Origin of the sequence: Ascidiaceihabitans sp. (assembly GCF_039986515.1) — a bacterium.
GTDB lineage: Bacteria > Pseudomonadota > Alphaproteobacteria > Rhodobacterales > Rhodobacteraceae > Ascidiaceihabitans.
In genome coordinates, this window is record NZ_JBDWQO010000014.1 from 300,015 (window position 1) to 317,750 (window position 17,736).

Sequence of the window (17,736 nt, forward strand, 5' to 3'; positions counted from 1 at the left end):
CTCACTCGGACTTTGGTGCAAGGGCCGGAAGCGTCGGCTTGGTGGTGTCTGGTTCGGGTGCGATAGCCGCCGCCGTTTCAGGTGCTTTGGGGCGCTGGATTTGCGGATTGCACGTTTGGGTCACCACCTGCGGCAACGCGCCGGTATCCGCCAAAAACCGCGTCAGATCGCCCGAAGACAGTGCAAAATTCAGGTTTCGCAAAGCCCCTTGTTTGACGAAGGTGTTCACCCCGACCAACCTGCCGCACATATCGATCAATGGCCCACCCGAATTGCCCGTCGAAATAGGGGCCGAGTGGACAACGACGCGGGTGCGTTCGTTGAAGTTTTGCTCTGCCGAGACAGTGCCATCCGTGACGGTCAATTCCGGCACCGCGGTGGTGTCTCCTGTGCGCAATTGCTGGAAATTGGCGTCGCTTTGCAACAGATCACCCGGATAGCCCGCTGCAATCACCGATTGCAACCGCAGACTTTCATCCGCTTCTAAAACCGCAAACGCCGGCTGGTTTGCACCGGGCACACGCAGCAGCGCAAAATCACCGCCAGTGGTGTCAAACGGCCCCATCGTTTTCAGAACCTGCGCCTGTTGTACGGCCCCCAACGCTTTGTTCGTGACATAGATTGCATCGACCCCTTGCCCCGAGATGACGTGGAAATTCGTCACCAAAAGATCAGGCCCGACAAAGAACCCCGTGCCACTGGACAGACCCGTCGGTGTCGGGGCCAAAACGATTGCTGTGCGTTCTTCGATATGCGCCAGAAGGCTGCGTGTTTCTTTGGGGTCCGTTGAATCAGGGATCTGCACCCGTTGCGGATCAGGGGGCAAAATCGCGGTACGGTCTGCAGGACGCACGGCGCCCGGAATGTCGCTGCGATCGTTGGGATCAGGGGGAAGAAGCCCCTCAATGGTGCGGCCATCCGGCATCAAAAGCGTGCCGTCATCGATACACATCGCACCATCCAGTGCTGTTTGCAGTTCTGCCAATCGCTGTTCAAGGGCGCGGTTCACGTCTTGGGCCGCCCCCAAAGCGGCTTCGTCGGTGATGACGCGGTTCGCCGCGCGATCCGGGAAGATACGGGTGCCCGGGATCAGCAACCAGATCAGCACAATGCCGGCAAGAAGCAACATCAAAGCCAGCGGCAGCCATGCCCAAAGGGGAACACGTCCTGTTGGTGCCTGAGCAGTGTCGGTATGTGGCGGCGGTGCAGATGGCGGAACTGCGGACGCGGCGTTGGTTGCGTCCTCTTGCTGGGTGTTGGAGGCGTTTGCGATGCTGGCACCGCCTGCCCCAACTGCGGCCCCTGCAATTGCGGCTCCGGCAACAGGTGCTGCGCCGCTGACCGTTTGCGGGTCTTTTGATTGGCGATTTTGGCGTGATGCCCGTTCGGTTTCCGTCAACGGTGGGGCCGCCGCCAATGGCAAGAAGCGCCCCAAAGTCCGCCCATAGTGATCAGACCGCGACGCGGCATCGCGCGCCATATCCGGAGGCATCATACCCCAGTTGATAATGACAGGAACGCCGCCCACAGACCAAATGTCGTTGGGATCAGAAATATACAATGCGTTTGCAATCAAGGCCCCGTCGTCAGGATCATCCATCAAGTCGCGGATCGGGCGTAGCTGGCGGCTGAGTTCGCTGGACAGGGCCGCCTGCTGTGCCTCGTCCAGTCGCCCGAACGGTTGCGCATTGCCTTGCGCCTCGGTGTACCACGACACGGACGGGGTCGCCTGATCGTTGCCGCGGCTTAGCAATGGTTCTGCAAACAACTGGGTGGCATCTTCGCCGATGCGGGTGCGCAAGACCTCTAACAACGCAGGATAGGATTCCAGTGCCAGACCCCCGCCAACTTCCAAACACTGGCGTAGTTCAATTTGCGATTTCGTCAGGAAATGCTCTGCCATCAATTGTCTCTTGCTGATCTGCGGAACTCGACGGTGGTTGACCCGCCAACTTCCGGTTGCGAAACCACGCAGCTTGCGGTTCCATTGTCGTTCAATTCACACGCGCTGCGCAGCCGGTAAATGTATTCACCGTCGCTGCATTGCAGGTTTGCCGGTTCTTCGATGATCAGCTTGCCATTGCCATCAAAGCGCCCTTGCACGGGGCCTTCGCAGGTGGCGCCATTATCGGCCAACATCTCTTCGCGCCCTTTGCCAGCAGCATCGAAACACATTTCCCAGACATTGTACCGCGACGTTTCACCCGTTTCGCGGTTGTTTGTCACAAAACGGCTTTCCAGTTCCCAACATCCCTCAAGCAACCCGATACGCCTGTCGTTCCAATCCTTGCGATCAATCTTTTCTGGCAAGGGGGGCTTTTCGGGCTCGGTCTGTTTGGGTTCTGCAATCTGCACAGGCACGTCCGGCACACATTGCAAAGCCGCCAGTTCGCGTTCGCGCTGCAAAATGGCACGTTCCAAGCTGCGGTTGGCATCCGTCAAAGACGCCAGTTGATTTTCCGCTGCCAGACTTGTGTTCACAGGACACCAGTCAGACCAGGTCCAAGCGATCCGGTTTTGCGCCCCACACGCGGGCAAAACGGCCAAGGCAGCCCAAAGCACCAAGCCCACCAAAACAACTGAGCCGCCGTATGTGAAAACCGCACGCATAAATAGACAGAAAACCCCTCATTCAAGCTAAGTAAACGTGACTCTGGACAATGGGTCAACGTAAAAAGCCAAATTGCGCGATAATCGAAATGATGGCTGCATCCCCGCACAAAAACTGTTGTTTCAAGACGTTAAGTGCTGCGTGATGTTGGACCAAACCGAAGCCCCCGCGTGAAAAAAGGGCAGCCACAATGGCCGCCCTTTCATTCAAGGTCTGATGCGTGGCGTTTAGGGTTTTGTCACCGTCAAAGCCGGCAAACGTGCCGCTGTCGGGATCAGCTTTGGCAAACCGTTACCACCACCGCTGGCGCGTTGCTGGTCCAGTTGCAGTGCCGCACGGATGACTTGCACCCGCTCTGCCGTCGTGCTTGGCACAAAGGCAGGTGTTGCGCCTTGCTCCAATGCGCCCATAGCGCTGCGATACCAAGGTGCTGCGGCCGCTGGCGTCGCTGCAACGCCAAATCCTTCACGCAGGTGGTGTCCAACAATTTCACCATATGGCGCTTGCCCCGCTGCCAGCATCGCCAACGCACCGGACAAAGCCATTTCGGCGTTGTCCAGACGGTATCCGATGCCAATGCAGATTTGGCCATACGCAGCCGTGGTCGCAGGATCAGTCAATCCCAGCTGCGCGGCTGTCGACTGCGAAGATGCAACCACTTGCGCTTCTTGCGCCGTGGGCAACGTCGCCACGACACCAGCATAACCGCCCTGGATCTGTTCACACAGGCTTGTCAATTCGGTCTCGGACACTTGGAACTGAGACGCGACTGACCCGCCTTGCGTGATGGCATAGCCACGCGCTTCGCAGAATTTTTCGCTAAGGGCTTGATTGGAATCCGTCATGTTTGACGCTTGGATAAAGCCCTGAATACGGGTCGTTTGATCCACCAGTTCACACCGTGAAGCCGCTGACACAGCCACTTTTCCGATAGGTTGCAGTGGCTTCAGTTTTGGAATGGCACCTGCCACGACTTGGCCCGCCTGATTGGCTTTTGGCAAAGGCTGGATTGGTTGCTGCGCGTTTCCGTTTTGGGTTTGAGCCGTGTTGCTGAACCCGTTTTGGCCATTGTTGGCGAAGGCCGCCTGACCGTTGTTATTGTTGTAACCGTTCTGGCCGGTGTTGTTGTTAAACCCGTTCTGGCCATTGTTATTGTTGTTGCCTGCATAGGCTTGGCCCGTGTTGTCGCCATATTGCGCTGCAAAATTCGGATCGCGTTCAATCTTCAACAAACCGCGCGGGCCCAAGGCAGCCATTGTTCGCGGATAGGCGTTGCCTGCACCGGCATTGAATTTTTGCCAACCGTTCACCAGTGTTTGGCGTTCAAAGTCGGTCAATTGGCCTGTGCTGGGGTAGCCCATATACCCCTGATAGTCGCGGATGGCAGAGCGGCTGCGCTTGCCCAACGATCCGTCAACTGTACCAACTGGAAAGCCAAACGCGTTCAATGAGCTTTGAACATCGCGGTTTTGTTGCCGCTGTGCGGAACTGATGCCTGATTTGCGTGGGGCTTTGTATGTCTTGCGGCTGCCGGAAGATCTCTTTTTCTGACCACATTTGGTCAACCCGCAAACCACAATGCCGCCGATGATTGCGTCTTTCAGGTCGGCCGAAGCCTGCTCTGCGGTGGAAGTAAATGCAAATGCTGCGATCATCGCACCACCTACTGTCTTGGCCATAAACTGACGCGTCATATTCGTTATCTCCCTAGCAAGCAGAATATCTGTAAAATCGTTGTAACCCGAATCCGTGTTCTTTGCACTTTACAAAAAATGGCACATCAAACCACCTTTTTGCGCAATTTCAGCACCTTTTAGGTATAATACGTACTAATCGCAGGGATTAAGGCTAATCTATCGCCACTTGCAGCAAATCGCCTTTGCCCATGTCCGGTCGCTGGACATAGACCAACAGGTCACTCCAGAATCGGTTCAACATAGTTAGCAATTGGGTTTGTTCGGCTTGCGCAAGATCCTGTGCGAGGCTCGTATAGGCCCGTTCCCGCACCTCCTGATCGACATCCGACACAAGGGTTTCCAATGTCGCCCGGTACGACAAAAGATAAGTGTCCAGACTGTCGCGCAATCCCGTCAAACGGTCCACATTCAACACCAGTGTTTGCATCATTTCGGCACGTTGCGTGCCAGACATCAGTTGAATTGTGTCACGCAACGCCAGACTGTCACGGGTCAAACGGTCAATTTCACGATCGCCTTCATTGATCGTCTCAACAAATGCGGCGCCACTTAACAGCGTGGACTTGGCCGCTTGAAACAGGGACTCTGCGGCCGCTTCACGCGCGACTCGGAATTCAAGTTGCAACCCGCTTAGGGCCTCGCGGCGTCTCGGGTCCACCTCTTCATCCAAAAGGGCAGACAAGGCGGCCAACGGATCAGCCTGAGCATCCGCGGGTCTGTCCGCTTCTGCTGCCCAGTTTTCGCGGATTTTCTCGTATCGGTCCTCGGACACCACAACGGCCGTCAAAACCATGCGCAATCCAAAAAATTCACCTGCCAGCGCTTGTCCTGAAAGACTGCTGAACAGGGGGTATTCGCTGCGTTTGGCGGTGTAGATTTGCGCATCTTCCAAGTCGACCGATCCGCCGCGCGTCACTAAACCGCCCGGCTGTCCATGGGTGCGCCCGATGGCATTCAGGCGGAAAGGCTCCAACATCAATTCTTCGGCGTTGCCGTACACATCCAAAAGCCCGATAGGGTTCGGCTTGCGACGCCCGCCCATAACGGTCAGCCCTTTGCTGCCGCTGCCCGGCGCAAGATAGGCGGCGTAATCGCCCAAACTGCCGTCCGAAAAGAACCGGCGTGCCGCAAAAGTTGACCCATCAGCCTTGGCCCCGCCGCGCGCGGCATATTCCCATTCGGGCTCCGTGGGCAGGCGCAAAAAGCCCGTGCGATCCCCTTGGCTTGGCAGGGTGTCGCGGGCGTTTTGCATCAACCATTCGGTGTAGCTGCGCGATAGATCAACGGCCTCGTACCATGTCAGCCCGCCTTTGGCGCGCGATTCAATTGGCTTGAACGGGCCATCACACTCACCTTTGATGGCGCGGTATTGGGCCTCGTTCATCTCGTAGCGCGCAATGTAGTAATAGCTGACACCGGCCTGCACATCATCAAAGGCCCCGCGCAGATACGTCGGCTTCAAATAGTCAGAGAAGGCTGTTGTCGCATCCGATTGCCCCATGCGAAAAGGACGGTCCGCCAGCGGGCTTTCCACATTCACCGGAACATTGACGCGCTGAAACGCCATGCCGCCACCGCACGCCATCGGCAGGATCAAATCCGCTGCGGGATGCAATTTGGCAGAAGGATCAACCAGAATATCGGGCCATGGTTTGTCTTGGGCAAACACAGGGGCCGTACATAGTAAAAACAAAGCGAAAAGACTGTGGCGCATATCAAACTCAATCCAGATGTTCATTTTCAATAGATCAGAACACGAAATTGGGCAATCGCGGCACGATCAATCCAACTGTGCACCGATCATAGGCGGCAAAGGCACAGGATCATCCGCATCAATGTGGGACGGAAAACTGCTTAGCAAAATACCATAGCGCATCCGGGCGTCCGTGATGGCACTGTAGCTGCCGATAAGTTCGCGGATCGGTCCCCCCAGCCGTTCCAGCCCGGACACAAACGCCAGAATGACCCCCACTTCAATCTGGTCATTGATCGCAAGATATCCCCCGTATGCGATGACCCCAAACGGCCCCAGAGCGATCAGCAGGTTGTTGATTGTTTTCATCACGTTTTTTGTCATCAAGAATTTGGTGCGGATTTGCAAAATCGTGTCAGTCAGCGTGGTAAAAGCAACGGGCGGCTCTTGTTGCAAAAGTTCGACTTCGGCATTGTCGACGATAAAATTCCCCAAGGCGCGTGTCTTTAACGCCTTCTTCGCCGCGAGCCGGTTCATGCGGGCCTGAAAAATCGGCACAATAATGAATTGCGGCGAATACAATGCCAAAGCAATCGTGGCCACCAGCGGCTCGATGTAGAACATGTAGCCCAGCACGGTGATCAATGTGCCAATCTGCAACAAAGGACCTGAAATCGCGGCCCCTGCAAATCCGCCAAGCTTTTCGACTTCTGACGACAACATGGACACAACGGCCCCTTCGTCTACGACATCTTCGCCCGCTGCACTGGCCTTGATTTTGGCAGGCGGCGTGATGGTGTAAATGCAGTAAAAAACCGAACGGCGCAAAGTGTGCACAATCTTGGCAGAGATCAGTTCACGTTGCACACGCATTGCCAGCTTCAAGCCCGCAGACAGAACCAGGGCCCCCACGTAGAGCGACCCCAACCAAACCAACAGATCAAGGTCTTTGTTGGCCACCGCGTCGTCCAGCATCCTGCGTTGCAATTCCAGCGGGATTGGTGCCAACGGCAAAAGCATCAATGTCAATGCAATCACGACGGCTTGTCGTGCTTTGGAGTAGCGGAAAATATAGCGATAAACAGAAGCAGGCATAGCACGCATGGGAAAAATCTTTCTTAACAGAGCCAAGACGTGGCATGCGACGCACTGATTTGCAAAACAGTTTCGGTGCAGGTCACCAGATTGTGCAAGTTATCATAGCCCCAGCGTCAGCTTAGAACACCGCCATCGCTGTCGTCGCCGGCTTCTTCCATCAACCGATCTACATCGGGCACAACGACCTTGCGTTTGCCATCCAGAACTATAACACCATCGCGCTTCAGGGCAGACATCTGACGGCTCACCGTTTCAAGGGTCAGGCCCAAATAGTCAGACATCGCTTCACGGGTCAGAGGCAGGTCTATTGTGACGTCCCTTTTGGCCTCACCAAAGTGCAAAGACGCGTCGCGCCTGACGATAATCGCCAACAGGGATGCAATCTTTTCACGCGCCTTTTTGCGCCCCAGAACCAGCATCCATTCACGCGCTGCGTCCAATTCATCCAACGTCATTTGCAACAGACGCCCCGCAATATGGGGGGTTTCATCGATCAAGCGTTCAAAGGGGCGCTTGCGAAAACAACACATAACCAAATCAGTGGTGGCCACGACGTCGTAATGCGCATGATCGCGGCCCGGACGCCCCACAAAATCAGAGGGCAACAGCAAGCCCACCATTTGGCGGCGGCCATCTTCCATGGTCTGGGTCAAGCTGGCGACGCCCGACACAACGGACGCCACAAAATCCATCTTGTCACCAGACCAGACAACCGTTTGGCCCGCTTCAAAGGACCGATAGTACTTTATTTCTTCAAGCCGTTCCAATTCCTCAGAATCGCACCGTGCGCACACAGCGCGATGCCGGATAGGGCAGTCAACGCAGTCTTGGTTAATAGAAGCGAAAGAGACAGTCATGGCGCTGCTTTCTTAGAGTTTTTCGCAGGTGTGCACAGATACGGCATGTTGATCTGTGTCAAAGTAGAAAAGTTAGCCAAAGTTTATCCTTCCCGTATGGAAAAGCGAACCGAATTCTCGAAACTGGGTCTTTTTGACGCTCATGTGCCACGGTACACGAGCTATCCGACAGCCCCTCATTTTTCTGGCGATGTCGGATCGGATACATTCAGCCATTGGGTGCAGGCCGTGCCCAAAAACGGGCAAGTGTCGTTGTATCTGCACATCCCCTTTTGTCGTCGGCTGTGCTGGTTTTGCGCCTGTCGCACACAAGGCACCCAAAGCGGTGCACCAGTGCGTGGATATCTTGATACGCTCAAGGTGGAAATCGACATGCTTGCCGCACAATTGGCGCCGGGCATAACCTTGTCACGCATGCACTGGGGCGGTGGCACGCCTACTTTGCTTACGCCCGAGATGATCACGGAACTGGCGGATCATGTCGCGGCGGTCTTACCATTTGGTCCAAACGCCGAGTTTTCGGTCGAAATTGACCCCGGCGAAATAGATCAACCCCGTGTCGATGCGTTAGCAGCCGCAGGCATGACGCGCGGATCAATCGGCGTTCAGGATTTTGACCCAGCCATTCAAAAGACGATCGGGCGCATCCAAAGCTATGAAACAACCGCCCGCGCCGTTGACATGTTGCGGGCCGTCGGGGTGACCAGTCTGAACACAGACATTCTGTTTGGGCTGCCGGGTCAAGACCGTGAAAAGATCATACAATCCGTGCAAAAGCTGCTGTCGCTTGGTCCCGATCGCGTGGCGCTTTATGGCTATGCCCATGTGCCTTGGATGGCGCGTCGTCAAACCATGATCCCCACGGATCTGCTGCCAAAACCCGAAGAGCGTTTGCGCCTGTTTGAAACCGCAGCGAGATTGTTCGAATGGGATGGCTACGATGCCATCGGCATTGACCATTTTGCCCGCAAAGTTGATGGCTTGGCCATTGCCCGGCGCAACGGCACCCTGCGTCGCAACTTTCAAGGATACACAGACGATACCAGTGACACGCTGATTGGTCTGGGCGCATCTTCAATTTCGAAATTCCCGCAAGGGTATGCCCAAAACGCACCTGTGACGTCAGCTTATGCAGGTTTGGTCCGTGGTGGCGACATGGCAACCGTCAAAGGACATGCCCTGACCCAAGAAGATCTGTTGCGCGGACGGCTGATTGAACGGCTTATGTGCGATTTCAAGGCATCCGCCGCGCAGTTTCCTGGACACGAAGATCACGTGTCGTCGATTTTGCGCAAGATCGCAAACGCGTTTGAAGGCGCTGTCAAATTTGATGGCAACACGCTGACAATTCCGGCTGATGCTGCCCCGCTGACCCGCTTGATTGCACGTGCGGTAGATGCCTATCACATGGACCGCAAAGGTCACGCATCAGCGATCTGACAACCACCCCGCGACTTGACCGGTCTTCATGTGCTCTGTAGCGTGGGGGGACTTATTTACTGCTATTTTTCATACAATAGGGGCGTATTGCGTCCCATTTTTAAAAACTCAACGCCGCACGTGCGGCTTGGATTAATTTCAAAGGATACTATTCGTGAACATCCAAGCGATCCTAAGCATAATTATCGTTTGCAGTTTCGTGGGCCTGACTGGCGCGCTCGTTTATATTGAAGCCAGCGATGTCGTGAATATGAAGCTGGGCGACAATTCGTTGTTGGATATTTTGAAGATACTGGTCGGCGTTTTGGCGGCGTCTATGTCTCAGGTTCTTAACTACTGGTTTTCGCGGGGGGGCGCGGAAAAGAAGTAAGCCGGCAGACCAGTAAAACATGCTTCAATGTGAGGCCTGCAGCAGTTGCCGTGTGTAATTGGTCTTCGGGTTTTCAAACAAGTCACTTGCGGCACCCTGTTCCACAACATCGCCTTGCTTCATCACCATCACCTTGTGCGACATGGCGCGCACAACTTTCAGGTCGTGGCTGATGAACAAATAGGCCAGACCATATTTTTCCTGCAAGTTCCGTAGCAAGTCCACGATTTGCACCTGCACGGTCATATCCAGCGCCGATGTTGGTTCATCCAGCACAAGCAGCTTGGGACGCAGCACCATCGCCCGCGCGATTGCAATCCGCTGCCTTTGACCACCGGAAAACTCGTGCGGGTAGCGGTCCATTGTGGCCGGATCCAAGCCGACCTCTTGCATCACTTCCGTGACAAGATCCCGTTCTTCCCTGTCGGGGTCAACATTGTGAATCTTCAGCCCCTCGGAAATGATCTGGGCGCAGGTCATGCGCGGACTTAGACTGCCAAAGGGATCCTGAAACACAATCTGCATGTCCTTGCGCAGCTTGCGCAATTCCTTGGTGGACCACGCGCGAATATCTTGCCCCATGTAACTGATCATACCCTTGGACGAGATCAGCCGCATGATGGCCAGTGCCATTGTGGTTTTGCCCGAACCGGATTCGCCCACAATGCCCAAGGTCTCGCCTGCTTTGACGGTCATGCTGGCGTCGTTCACCGCTTTGACGTGCCCAGCGACACGGCGCAGGAATCCTTTGTGAATGGGGAACCAGACTTTCAGGTTCTGGGTCTCGGCGATAACCGGCGCGTCGGCAGGGACCGGCGCGGGCGCACCCGATGGCTCGGCCCCCAACAGCTTTTTGGTGTAGGGATGTTGCGGATTGTCAAAGATGTCTTTTGTTGGCCCCGTTTCAACGATTTCACCGTGCTGCATCACGCACACGCGGTCTGCGATGCGGCGCACGATACCCAGATCATGGGTGATGAACAAAAGCCCCATGCCCTCTTCGTCTTTGAGGTCCGCCAACAGTTCAAGGATTTGCGCCTGAATGGTCACATCCAACGCGGTGGTGGGTTCGTCGGCAATCAGGATGTCGGGTTTGTTGGACAAGGCCATCGCAATCATAACGCGTTGCCGTTGACCGCCAGACAATTGGTGAGGGTAGCTGCCAAGGCGGCTTTCCGCGTCACGAATACCCACCTTATTCAGCATATCCAGAACCCGCGCCCGCGCATCGGGTCCGATGATACCCTGATGCAACGCAATGCTTTCGGTCAGCTGTTTTTCAATGGTGTGCAACGGGTTTAGCGACGTCATCGGTTCTTGAAAGATAAAGCTGATGTCGTTGCCACGCACCTTGCGCAACAAACGGGCATCCGCCCCGATCATTTCCTGACCGTCATATGTGACCGACCCCGACACCTCGGCGCTGTCCCCCAGCAATGACACCGTGGACAATGCAGACACGGATTTCCCCGATCCGGATTCGCCCACCAAAGCCACCACTTCACCCCGGTGCACATCAAAGCTGACGCCTTTGACGGCTTGGATCAGTGTCCCGTCCTGACGGAAACCAACTTTCAGGTCTTTCACCTGCAACAAAGCACTCATGAGAAGGTCTTTCTGGGGTCAAACGCATCGCGGATGCCTTCAAAAATGAAGATCAGCAGCGACAACATGACGGCAAACACCGAAAACGCGGTAAAGGCCAGCCATGGGGCTTGCAGGTTCTGTTTTGCCTGCAACGTAAGCTCGCCCAAAGACGGGGCAGAACTGGGCAAGCCGAAACCGAGAAAATCAAGGACAGCCAGCGTAGAAATGGTGCCTGTGATGATGAAGGGAAGCATCGTCAACGTGGCGACCATGGCATTGGGCAGCATATGCCGGAACATGATCGTCGTATTGGACACACCCAAGGCCCGCGCCGCCCGCACATATTCCAGATTGCGCGCCCTCAAAAATTCGGCACGCACGACCCCCACAAGCCCTGTCCATGAAAACAGGATCAGCAAGAACACAAGCAGCCAGAAACTGCGCCCCATAATCGCAAACATCAAAATGATGACATATAAGGACGGAATACCGGACCAAATTTCGATGACACGTTGAAAGATCAAATCGGTCAAACCACCAAAAAACCCCTGAATTGCACCCGCGATAACTCCAATGACTGTCGCCACCCCGGTTACAATAAGCGTGAACAAAATAGACAATCGGAAGCCGTGGATGATCCGCGCGGTGACATCGCGTTTGGTCCCGTCGGTGCCCAGCCAGTTCTGGTTGTTGGGGGGCAACGGGGCGGCACCCGGGCGGTCCACTTCGGTATTGAAGCTGTAAGGGACAAGCGGCCAGATCATCCAGCCTTTTTCGATGGCCTCGCCGTTGACCTCACCGTCTGCCGCGTCCTGTGCAACGCCTTCAGGGTCGTCAAAGCAGTCTTCCAACCCGCCCGACACAATCAGACATTCGACTTCGATTTCTTTGTAGTCAGCTTCGGTTTCAAAGTCGCTTCCAAATTCGGTTTCGGCGTAGAAGTTGAAAACAGGCGTATAATATTCGCCGCGGTATTGCACCAAAAGCGGCTTGTCGTTGGCCAAAAACTCGGCCCCCAGCGACAGAACAAACAGCACACTGAAAATCCAAAGCGACCAATAGGCCCGTTTGTTCTTTTTGAAATTCGACCAACGCCGCGCGTTCAGAGGGGACAAAGCCATCAGCCTTCCCTCCGCTCAAAGTCGATGCGTGGATCCACAAGCACGTACATCAGATCAGACAGAATGGCGACCAGCAGCCCCATCAGGCCAAAGATATAAAGGGTGCCAAACACAATGGGGTAGTCCCGCGCCACAGCGGCCTCGTAGCCAAGACGCCCCAAACCGTCCAAGGAAAAGATGGTTTCAATAATGACCGATCCGCCAAAGAATACCGACACAAACACGGCTGGAAAACCTGCGATCACAATCAACATAGCGTTGCGGAACACATGACCATATAACACCTGCCGTTCGCTTAAGCCTTTGGCGCGGGCGGTGACGACATACAGCTTTTTGATCTCGTCCAGAAAGCTGTTTTTGGTCAGCAACGTCAGCGTGGCAAACGCCCCGATGGTCGACGCAAGAACAGGCAAGGCGATGTGCCAGAAATAGTCCGCAACTTTGCCCAAAGCCGACAATTCGTCGAAGTTGTCAGAGGTCAGCCCCCGCAGCGGGAAAATCTGATAGTAACTGCCGCCCGCAAACAGAACCAAAAGGATGATGGCAAACAAAAAGGCCGGCACAGCGTAGGCGGCAATGATGATGCCGCTGGTCCAAGTGTCAAAGCTGGAACCGTCGCGGACAGCTTTGCGAATGCCAAGGGGGATGGAAATGGCATAGGCAATCAGGGTCGACCAAAGGCCCAAAGTAATCGAAACAGGTAGCTTTTCCTTGATCAGATCAATCACTTCGATCGACCGGAAATAGCTTTCTCCGAAATCGAAGCGGGCATAATTCCACAGCATCAGAAAAAAGCGTTCATGCGCCGGTTTGTCGAAACCGAACTGTTCTTCCAGTTCTTTGATGAACTCTGGCGGCAGGCCGCGCGCCCCGACATATGTGCTGTCAGACGCCGTGTTCAATTCTTCGGTCACGCCCGCATCGTTGTTGGCGCCCGCAAAGCTGCCAAACACATCGCCGCCCCCTTGCGCCCGCGCAATGGCCTGTTCAACCGGACCGCCCGGCACAAATTGCGTCAGCACAAAATTGACCAGCAAAATCCCGATCAACGTCGGAATGACGAGCAAAAGCCGCCGCGCAATATAGGCGCCCATATGCGCTTACCTCAATGCGCCAGCGGCCTTTAAAGCGCTGGCTTTGTCCGCGTTGTACCACCAGAAATCAAGGTAGCCCAAATCAAAGGCGGGCAGGTTTTCTGGGTGTTCGAACATGTTGTAGTAGCTGACCCAGTGATTGGCTTTGTACCACAGCGGGATCATGAAAAACTCGTGGCGCAGTGCACGGTCCAATGCCTGCAACGCGGCCACTTCTTCTTCGCGGGTTTCCGATTGCAGTGATGCTTCGATAATCGCATCCACCAGCGGGCTGGCCAATCCGGCAGGGTTAAACAGGGAAAACGCGGCTGTCTCGGACCCGTAGCGCTGCATCAATCCCGTTCCCGCACCCAAAAATGCGGCATAGCTGTCGTACACCAAGTCATAGTCACGGTCGCGTTCACGCGACGTGTATTGGGCCGAATCCACCTTTTCAAAGGTGATGTCGATGCCAAGCTTCCGCACGTTGTTGACGTAGTTTTCCATCGCCGCAGACAGGGTCGATGGTGAAGACGAATTGAACAAAAAGTTAACGCTTAAGGGCTGGCCATCCGCATTGCGCCGCATCCCGTCATCCCCAACGGCCCAGCCCGCATCATCCAAAAGCCGCATCGCAGTGCGTGCGTTGCGGCGGTCCAGAAGGCGGCCTGCTTTGGATGTATGGGGGACAGCAACTGGTTCTGACAGTATTTCAGCCGGAACCAGATCACCAAGGCTTTGCAAAAACGCCAGTTCCGCGCCTTCGGGGGTGCCTTTGGCCATGATTTCAGTGTCCTGGCTAAATGACGCACGTTGTTGGAACAGGCCATATTGCAGGCTTTCGTTGGTCCATTCGAAATTATATGCCAAGGCCAAGGCCCGCCGGACGCGGCGATCCTGCATCACCTCCCGCCCAAGGTTGAACACGATACCGGATGGCGTCGCGGGGGCACCATCAGGCAGTTCTTTCTTGACGATATGCCCGTCGTCGATCTTGGAAAAGTCGTACCCTGTCGCCCAGCGCTTGCTGTCGCTTTCGATACGCATGGTGAATTCACCTGCCTTGAACCCTTCAAAGCGGGCTGTGTCGTCGCCAAAGTATTCAATTCGGATACGGTCAAAATTGTTGCGCCCGACATTGAAAGGCAAATCAGTGCCCCAGTAGTCGGGGTTACGCTTGTAGACGACGCGGCGGTTCACATCCACATCCTCGATCATGTAGGGGCCAGAGCCGGGTGAAACCTCAAGGCGGGATTCGTTTAGGCTTGCACCCGTCTCTTCATACCACTTCTTGGACCATGCCGGCACAAACCCCACTTGGTCGATCAAGCTGCGCCGCGAGATCCCTTCGGTAAAGTAAAACTTGATGGTGTGATCGTCGATGACTTCGACTTTGGGAATGCTTTTGCGCACGGCATCCGCATATGATTTCAAACCTTCGTCCAAAAGCAGGTTGTGCGAAAAAGCGATGTCGTGGGCGGTGACCGGGGAGCCATCAGAAAACCGCGCCTCGGGGCGCATGTAGAAAATCACCCAGTTTCGGCCTTCATCGTATTCGAGCCCTTTGGCCAACAACCCGTAATATTCCGCATAAACATCGGCGGGGGCGTCGGCGTTGGTGCCGCCCCCCAACAGGCTTTCATACATCACCGAAGACAATGCCCCAGCACGGCCTTTGCGTGTGTAGGGATGCATCGAATCAAATGTGCCCAAAGTACCGATCGAAATTTCCCCACCCTTGGGGGCATCCGGGTTCACATAATCGAAATGCGGGTAGTCTTCGGGATATGTCAAATCCCCGTAAAACGAATAGCCGTGTGTTTTGACCGTATCCTGCGCACGCACCATCGACGCTGCCAGCATGATCAGACTTAACCCCATGATCCCAAGCGTCCAAATAACGGGACGCAGATCAAAATGCTTGGTTTTGGCCTGAGTTTTATTCTGACTGCGGGTCTGCTGCATGCTGCTGATCCTGTTCATGTTTTTGGTAAACGTCTGCTCAATATATTGCGCTCACGCTACTGTGCCAGTGCTGTGACATTCAAGTTGCGAATATGTGAACGAAGAATTAACGCACCGCGCGGCGCCCCGTTGCGCAATAAAAAAGGCCGCATGCTCTGTGCATACGGCCTTGAAAGCTATTTTTCGCGAATCAGATTATTCGTCAAGACTGTCGAGATATGCGATCAGGTTGGCGCGGTCCGTTGGTTTTTTCAGACCGGCAAAGCCCATTGTTGTGCCCGGCGCCCAGTCTTTTGGCTTGGCCAAGAACCCATCAAGGTTCTCGGCTGTCCATTCACCACCAATGCTTGCCAATACGTCAGAATAGCCAAAGCCATCCGCCGCACCGATTTCGCGGTTCACAACGCCGTAAAGGTAAGGGCCTGTGCCGTTCGCACCGGCTTCCAGCTTGTGGCAAGCTGAGCATTTCTTGAACACTTTCGCGCCTTTACCAATGTCGGCCGATGCCAACAGGTCGTCCAAGCTGACTTCTTCAACTTCGGCGGCACCAGAATCTTCTTCTTCAACTTCAATCACGTAAGCTGCGGCATGATCACCGTGACCGCCCACATGGTAAAGTTCCTCAGCTGCCCATTTGCCAAGCAGCAGAACCAGCAAGGCACCACACAGGCCGCCGGCAATTTTTGTAAATGTCATCGTGTCGAACATGAGTATTGCTGTCCATCTCTACGGGGTTGGCTGTACTGTTGGGCGGGTATCTATTGGTTCCCTTTGGCGCTGTCTAGGTGTAGTTACCGCGACCAAACGCCCTGCCCCTGCTATTTCAGCACTGCAATGGCATGAAAAAGTGAATTTAGGATAACCGAAAATGAGCCAACGCATCGCTTTTCAAGGAGAGTTGGGCGCCTACAGCCACGAAGCCGTGCTAAAAGCGCGGCCCAACGCCACACCAGTTCCTTGCCGCGGATTCGAGGATGCCTTTCAAGCCGTTCATGACGGGGCCGCTGATTTGGCCATGCTGCCTGTGGAAAACACCACTTACGGCCGCGTTGCAGACATCCATCGCTTGTTGCCGGAAAGCGGGCTGCACATCATCGACGAAGCCTTTGTGCGCGTGCGCATATCGTTGATGGCGAATGCGGGGCAATCGCTTGAAGACATCAAGCATGTCCGTGCGCATATGGTTCTCATTCCACAAGCCCGCGCTTTTCTTGACGCTAAAAATATCACCTTTGAAAGCGCCGTAGACAGCGCCGGAGCCGCCGCAGATATTGCTGCAAGCGGTGAAATGAGTGTTGGGGCGCTGGCCTCACATGTGGCGGCAGACATTCATGGCTTGCAGGTGTTGGCGCGTGACATTGAAGATCAGGGGCACAACACAACGCGTTTTTTGCTGATGTCCCCCCAAGCCGATGAGACACGGCGCAGTGAAAACATGGTCACCACATTCGTGTTTCAGGTCCGCAACATTCCCGCAGCGCTGTACAAGGCGATGGGTGGCTTCGCGACCAATGGCGTGAACATGACCAAGCTGGAAAGCTACATGGTGGGGGGTGCGTTCACAGCCACGCAATTCTATGCCGACATTTCAGGACATCCGGACGATCCAGCGGTCGCGCGCGCCCTTGAAGAACTGGAATACTTCACCAACACGCTTGAAATTCTGGGCGTCTATCCGTCTGCACAAATACGGACCTAACCCAACGTCTTAGCCGAAGTTCAGTATCGCAGGGACACTTGAAACCCGCGGATCAAGCGAGGTTACTTGCCCGATCTTCCAGAGTCTTCGCATACTCGGCCGCACGCAATTTGAAGCGTTTGGTCAAGGTCCCTTTGGCCAGCTTCAGGGATTGCAGCAAAAGACGTGCGGGCAACGATGTCGGTTTGACTTCGAATTCAACGCTCATGCGGGTGCGTGTTTTGGACAACGCCAACAACTGCACAAAGCCTTTGCCTTCCAATCCGGACGACGTGGACATCAGCGCGATTTCATTCGGCCTGTCAAAACATGTAACTTCAACATCAACCTCACGATGTTTGCCACGCATCGAAAACTCTGCGTGCCATTTCATTCCAACACCCTGAGCCGTCAGCTTATCCATGCGCCGTACTTCAGCACCGCGACGCATGGCGGCGCGTTCATAGATGTCAAAATCGCATAGCATGTCGAAGACGGTTTCAATCGGTGCGTCAATATCTTCGCGGGTCGAAAAAATCATGCTCT

Annotated in this window: 15 protein-coding genes; 3 read left to right on the forward strand and 12 right to left on the reverse strand. The window is 54.9% G+C overall.

The genetic code is table 11. From position 1 onward, the window contains the following. Position 1: 1 nt before the first annotated feature. The 6 genes from ABJL60_RS13860 to ABJL60_RS13885 all read right to left on the reverse strand — a co-directional run bounded on the left by ABJL60_RS13860 (position 2) and on the right by ABJL60_RS13885 (position 7,956). Positions 2 to 1,903 carry a trypsin-like peptidase domain-containing protein gene (locus tag ABJL60_RS13860; protein ID WP_348375970.1) on the reverse strand — a complete coding sequence of 634 codons (1,902 nt, stop codon included), beginning with the start codon at positions 1,901 to 1,903 and terminating at the stop codon, positions 2 to 4. Further along, on the reverse strand, positions 1,903 to 2,610 hold the full coding sequence (locus ABJL60_RS13865) for a hypothetical protein (RefSeq protein ID WP_348285156.1): 708 nt from the start codon (positions 2,608 to 2,610) through the stop codon (positions 1,903 to 1,905). Before ABJL60_RS13865 ends, ABJL60_RS13860 begins: the two co-directional genes overlap by 1 nt. A gap of 228 nt (positions 2,611 to 2,838) precedes the next feature. Then, positions 2,839 to 4,305, reverse strand: a complete 1,467-nt coding sequence (locus ABJL60_RS13870; protein WP_348285155.1) for a peptidoglycan-binding domain-containing protein — start codon at positions 4,303 to 4,305, stop codon at positions 2,839 to 2,841. A gap of 154 nt (positions 4,306 to 4,459) precedes the next feature. After that, positions 4,460 to 6,022 (reverse strand): SUMF1/EgtB/PvdO family nonheme iron enzyme, encoded by a 1,563-nt coding sequence (locus ABJL60_RS13875; protein ID WP_348375971.1) that lies wholly within the window; start codon positions 6,020 to 6,022, stop codon positions 4,460 to 4,462. Positions 6,023 to 6,088: 66 nt separating this feature from the next. After that, positions 6,089 to 7,105, reverse strand: a complete 1,017-nt coding sequence (locus tag ABJL60_RS13880; RefSeq protein ID WP_348375972.1) for an ABC transporter ATP-binding protein — start codon at positions 7,103 to 7,105, stop codon at positions 6,089 to 6,091. Positions 7,106 to 7,212: 107 nt separating this feature from the next. Continuing rightward, positions 7,213 to 7,956 (reverse strand): Crp/Fnr family transcriptional regulator, encoded by a 744-nt coding sequence (locus ABJL60_RS13885; protein ID WP_348375973.1) that lies wholly within the window; start codon positions 7,954 to 7,956, stop codon positions 7,213 to 7,215. 96 nt (positions 7,957 to 8,052) lie between these two features. On the opposite strand from ABJL60_RS13885, the gene hemN reads away from it, so the two are divergent. After that, a complete protein-coding gene (hemN, locus tag ABJL60_RS13890; protein WP_348375974.1) occupies positions 8,053 to 9,396 on the forward strand; it encodes an oxygen-independent coproporphyrinogen III oxidase in 1,344 nt (447 codons plus the stop codon). Positions 9,397 to 9,550: 154 nt separating this feature from the next. Further along, positions 9,551 to 9,766 carry a hypothetical protein gene (locus tag ABJL60_RS13895; protein ID WP_348287825.1) on the forward strand — a complete coding sequence of 72 codons (216 nt, stop codon included), beginning with the start codon at positions 9,551 to 9,553 and terminating at the stop codon, positions 9,764 to 9,766. Positions 9,767 to 9,790: 24 nt separating this feature from the next. On the opposite strand, the gene ABJL60_RS13900 is transcribed toward ABJL60_RS13895, so the two are convergent. The 5 genes from ABJL60_RS13900 to ABJL60_RS13920 all read right to left on the reverse strand — a co-directional run bounded on the left by ABJL60_RS13900 (position 9,791) and on the right by ABJL60_RS13920 (position 16,220). Then, positions 9,791 to 11,371, reverse strand: coding sequence for an ABC transporter ATP-binding protein (locus ABJL60_RS13900; protein ID WP_348375975.1), 1,581 nt, complete (start codon positions 11,369 to 11,371; stop codon positions 9,791 to 9,793). Further along, positions 11,368 to 12,474, reverse strand: coding sequence for an ABC transporter permease (locus ABJL60_RS13905; RefSeq protein ID WP_348287821.1), 1,107 nt, complete (start codon positions 12,472 to 12,474; stop codon positions 11,368 to 11,370). The genes ABJL60_RS13900 and ABJL60_RS13905 overlap by 4 nt, the downstream gene beginning before the upstream one ends. Next, complete coding sequence (locus tag ABJL60_RS13910) at positions 12,474 to 13,568, reverse strand: microcin C ABC transporter permease YejB (protein ID WP_348287819.1); 1,095 nt, start codon at positions 13,566 to 13,568, stop codon at positions 12,474 to 12,476. Before ABJL60_RS13910 ends, ABJL60_RS13905 begins: the two co-directional genes overlap by 1 nt. Positions 13,569 to 13,574: 6 nt before the next feature. Continuing rightward, a complete protein-coding gene (locus ABJL60_RS13915; protein WP_348376062.1) occupies positions 13,575 to 15,428 on the reverse strand; it encodes an extracellular solute-binding protein in 1,854 nt (617 codons plus the stop codon). A gap of 279 nt (positions 15,429 to 15,707) precedes the next feature. Continuing rightward, a complete protein-coding gene (locus ABJL60_RS13920; RefSeq protein ID WP_108827185.1) occupies positions 15,708 to 16,220 on the reverse strand; it encodes a cytochrome c family protein in 513 nt (170 codons plus the stop codon). A 160-nt stretch (positions 16,221 to 16,380) separates the two neighbouring features. On the opposite strand from ABJL60_RS13920, the gene ABJL60_RS13925 reads away from it, so the two are divergent. Then, on the forward strand, positions 16,381 to 17,211 hold the full coding sequence (locus ABJL60_RS13925; RefSeq protein ID WP_348375976.1) for a prephenate dehydratase: 831 nt from the start codon (positions 16,381 to 16,383) through the stop codon (positions 17,209 to 17,211). 52 nt (positions 17,212 to 17,263) lie between these two features. Here ABJL60_RS13925 and ABJL60_RS13930 read toward each other — a convergent pair whose 3' ends face one another. Further along, positions 17,264 to 17,731 (reverse strand): SRPBCC family protein, encoded by a 468-nt coding sequence (locus tag ABJL60_RS13930; RefSeq protein WP_348375977.1) that lies wholly within the window; start codon positions 17,729 to 17,731, stop codon positions 17,264 to 17,266. Between the last annotated feature and the right edge of the window lie 5 nt (positions 17,732 to 17,736).